The sequence below is a fragment of the Psychrobacter sp. AOP30-A2-5 genome (assembly GCF_052378115.1).
GTDB lineage: Bacteria > Pseudomonadota > Gammaproteobacteria > Pseudomonadales > Moraxellaceae > Psychrobacter.
The window spans coordinates 1-4,479 of sequence record NZ_JBQSXK010000040.1; the positions used below are offsets into that span (position 1 = coordinate 1).

Genomic DNA, 4,479 nt, shown 5'->3' on the forward strand with positions numbered 1-4,479 from the left:
TAATAAAATGTTCTAACCGACTCATTATAGGACGCATAATAATTAGAGATGATGCGATTGCTCCGATGCCGAAATTACTTACTAGAGCACATTTACCAAGAGAGCCTCTCAAGCAAAAAAGAATATCTCCATTTCGGAATTTGCCACCATTTAAAATATCGAAACGATCTTGAGTGATGTAGCTAAGTTCTTTTTTTGAAACGACTCCTCCTTCAAGCTGACCAGCATTGATAAAAGGTATGCCTTTATCCACTAACGCTGATTTATTAGGATAATTTTTACCTCGATCACCGTTTTCTAAGCCAACTATTTCGTTTATATGAATCCATTCCCAACCTAAAGGTAGATCAAATGGCTGTTCTTGTTTACTAATTTTAGGTAAAGACTTACTTTTTCTTATTTCACCTTTTTTAATCAACTGAGCCTTTTCAACAGCGATTTTCTCTAAAAAAAGAGATGCAGGCTCGTCATTAGTATCTTGTGGCACCAGCTTGCCACGTACTGCTAACTCCAAGATCAGCTCACGTAGTTTAGTAATGCCGTATAGCTCATACTTTTTACTACTGCCACGCCCACTGGTAGATTTAGCCAATATAGCACTGGTCCAGATATCAATATGTTCAGTGATTAGCTCCCATGGCTGGCTTATATCCTTAGTCATCTTTAAGCTCGTTTTTGCATTCATAGTTACTTGTCCTCTGTCGTGTTAGCAGACAGCGCAGCACCCAGTACTTCTTTTAATTGGCTACGTAACGTATCGATACTCTGTTGCTGTTTAGCATAGTCAGCCAGTAGCTTATTAGGGTCATGGTCGATGACCTGCTCTACATGTGGGTTTTTGATATCAAAATTAAAGATGGCATTGAATATACTGTCGCCAGCCTGTTGGCTATTGTTAGCATCTCGGCGCAAATTGTTGATTTTAGTTTCTAGCGCTTCAACTTTCTTTAGGTTATCAGGCTTTAACTCATCGCTAGCAGCTTTTAGTTCTGCACGTAACACTTTAAGATTAGGCTCTAAAGCACTGACTTCACCTAAGAGTACTGTTGCTTTGTCCCAATGTGGCTTTGCATCCTTTTCAGCTGTTTTACGCTTACTGCTGAAGTCAATTTTCCAAGCGTGGTCGTTTTCAACACGACTGGCAAAGCCGTCAGCCTCATCACCCCACCAGTCAATCTCGGTTTGAAACTCTTCAAACTTCATTGGTTTGGTTTTGCTGTAGTTTTTGACGCCTTCAGGATAAGGATGCTCATAAAACCAAATATCTTTGGTTGGCTGACCTTTGGTAAAGAAGAGAATATTGGTCTTAATCCCCGTATAAGGGTTAAACACACCGTTTGGCAAGCGCACGATGGTATGCAGATTACATTCTTCTGTTAGCATTTTCTTTAGCTTGGTTTTTACCCCTTCACCAAACAAGGTGCCATCAGGTAGTACAACAGCAGCGCGACCTTTATCTTTCAAGACCTCGATGATTAATTGTAAAAACAAATCTGCCGTTTCGCGTGTTTGAAACTCTGCTGGAAAGTTCGTTTCAATTCCACTTTCTTCAGTGCCGCCAAAAGGTGGGTTGGTTACGATGACATCAATATCACTGTCCCAGCTCGACAGCGGCTTATTTAGGGTATTATCGTGGCGTATCTGTACGGGTACTTCGATACCATGCAGCATCATATTGGTTGTACAGAGCAAATGTGGTAGCTGCTTCTTTTCAACACCCAAAATTTGTTTTTGTAGTATCTGATGATCTTCAGCAGTTTCAACATAATTGTTTTTGACATGATCGAATGAACATGCCAAAAAGCCACCTGTACCACAGGCTGGATCCATGACGCGCTCACCGAGCTTTGGATCCACACGGTCAACGATGAAGCGTGTCACGGCACGAGGGGTATAAAACTCACCTGCATTACCCGCACTTTGTAAATCACGTAGCAGTTGCTCATAAATATCACCAAATAGATGACGTTCGTCCGAACGATTGAAGTCCACTTCGTTGAGTTTATTAATTACTTGGCGTAATAGCGTGCCGTTTTTCATGTAGTTGTAGGCATCGCTCAAACCTTGACGCACGACAAAGCCACGTGGGTTGGTATCTACTGGTGCCGTTAGGTTCTTTAAATCAGAAAATAGCTCGTCGTTTATAAACTCTAGTAACTCATCACCAGTGATGCCTTCGGAATCAGCTGCCCAGTTACGCCAAAGGTATTTCTCAGGGATGGGCGTTTTATAGTTTTCTTGTTCGAACTCAAGCGCTTCTTCTTGCGCATCAAATATTTTGAGAAACAATAACCATGACAATTGACTTAAACGTTGGGCATCACCATCGACACCAGCATCTTGACGCATGATATCTTGAATAGATTTGATAACTGAACTGATTGACATGTTGTTTCTCTTTTCAATAAACGATAGATTTCAATAAACAGTATGAATAAAACAAGCCTCAATAAGAGGCTTAGATATATGGATTGTAGCTAATTTTTTCTAGTTGCTTAAGCTTGTTTGGGTGGCGGTGCCCAATAGATTTCATTTTCAAGATCACTAATGGCCTGCTGATAGTCTTGTTTACTACCAAAGCCTTCTCTAACAATTTCCATCGGACTACCTAATTGATCAAGTGGTTTTACTTTAAGCACGTTTAGGCTTTCGATTTCTTCTACACCCGCATCAGCATATTTATCGAGCAATGCGTTCAGCACTTTTTGAGCAGTGTCTGAATACTTGGTAAAGTAATTGCGCTTTTTAACTTCATTCGCACGTTCACGACGAGTCAAAGGTGGCTGATCATAGACCACATGGCAAATTAGGTCGAAAGGGTCCATGTCCGAACCGATTTCTTCTTGCAACGCTTCCCAAATAATACCAGCGTTTGCCAGCTCATCAATGATGGTCTGTTTGCGCTCAGTATCGTTCCAGCGCTTGGTAAACTCATCTAAACTAGCGAACTGCTTAGTAAGAGTTTTGCGAGTATAGTCCTGAAAAGACTCGGTGACCAGCTTGCCATCAGTATCATAATACTGGATACGCTGCGCCATGACTTGGACAGCTACACCTTTCACATGATATTTTTTCGCAGGCTCACTAACACTCATATCATCACCCATACCAGCCCCTAAATCAAAGCCGCTCTTATCATCTTGGGTTGTGTAGGCTAGATCAGTACCATTAACAATATCTAACTCTGCGTCTGACTCTCCATCTACCACTTCGTCCAGCTCAACGCTTCCTTCATTAATCTGCTTTGGGGTTACGGTCATGATACGTTCAGGAATACCATCGAAACGCTCATCTGCAAATAGCTCAGTCGCTTTTTTGAAGTCAAGAATCGTAAACCATAGCTTGCCATATTTATCATTGATACGGGTGCCACGGCCAATAACCTGCTTAAACTTGGTCATCGATTTGATATTTTGATCTAAGACGATTAGCTTACAAGTTTGGGCATCAACACCAGTCGTCATCAGCTCTGACGTTGTTGCTATCACTGGATAAGGTTTCTTTGGATTGATAAAGTTATCAAGCTGTGCTTTGCCCAACTCATCATCGCCCGTGATTTTCATGACATACTTTTCGTTCTTTTTGACCTGCTCTGGATTGCAATTAATCAAAGCACGGCGCATGCGCTCTGCATGATCAATATCATTACAGAACACAATGGTCTTGGCCATTGGGTCAGTACGCTCAAGGTAGCTTGTGATGGTCTGAGCCACCAATTCAGTACGCTCATCAATCACCAAACTACGATCAAAGTCTTTTTGATTATAGATACGATCTTCAATCAGCTCATCATGCTTATCTGTCTGTCCTTTGGTTGGACGCCAGCCTTGTAGATCGACATCGATATCAATTCGAACCACTTTATAAGGCGCTAAAAACCCATCTTCAATGCCCTGTTTTAAGGTATAGGTATAAACAGGATCTCCAAAGTAATAAGAATTAGATACCTCGTCAGTCTCTTTAGGTGTCGCTGTTAAGCCTACTTGTGTGGCGCTATTAAAATACTCTAATATCTCACGCCAAGCACTGTCTTCAGCAGCGCTACCTCGGTGGCACTCGTCAATGACAATTAGGTCAAAGAAGTCTGGTGCAACCTGCTTAAAGGCTTTCTGATGCTCTTCTGGACCTGTTAACGCTTGATATAAGCCTAAATGAATCTCGAAGGCTGGATCAACGGTACGGCCTTCTATTTTGGTCATCGCAGTGCCGAAAGGCTGAAAGTCATTTACTCGTGTTTGATCGACCAAAATATTACGATCTGCTAAAAACAAGATACGTTTCTTTTCTCTAGCCTTCCACAGACGCCAGATGATTTGAAATGCAGTGTAGGTTTTACCTGTCCCTGTTGCCATTACGAGTAGGATGCGATCCTGTCCACGAGAAATGGCTTCTATGGTCTTATTGATGGCTTGTAGCTGATAATAGCGTGGTGACTTACCACTGCCATCATCATGATAATCTTGAGTGATGATAGGCAGT

Annotated in this window: 2 protein-coding genes and 1 pseudogene; all 3 read right to left on the minus strand. The window is 41.8% G+C overall.

The features are described from left to right. Nucleotides 1–685: pseudogene (locus ACT3S4_RS14130) on the minus strand (hypothetical protein); the annotation flags it as partial. Nucleotides 686–687: 2 nt separating this feature from the next. Beyond that, on the minus strand, nucleotides 688–2,388 hold the full coding sequence (locus ACT3S4_RS14135) for an N-6 DNA methylase (RefSeq protein ID WP_444761282.1): 1,701 nt from the start codon (nucleotides 2,386–2,388) through the stop codon (nucleotides 688–690). Nucleotides 2,389–2,495: 107 nt separating this feature from the next. Then, a partial coding sequence (hsdR, locus tag ACT3S4_RS14140; protein WP_444761283.1) for an EcoAI/FtnUII family type I restriction enzme subunit R occupies nucleotides 2,496–4,479 on the minus strand: 1,984 nt, incomplete at its 5' end.

Coding starts and splice junctions, on each gene's coding strand:
- ACT3S4_RS14135 (WP_444761282.1), bottom strand. CDS start 2,388: ATGTCAATCAGTTCAGTTATCAAATCTATTCAAGATATCATGCGTCAA.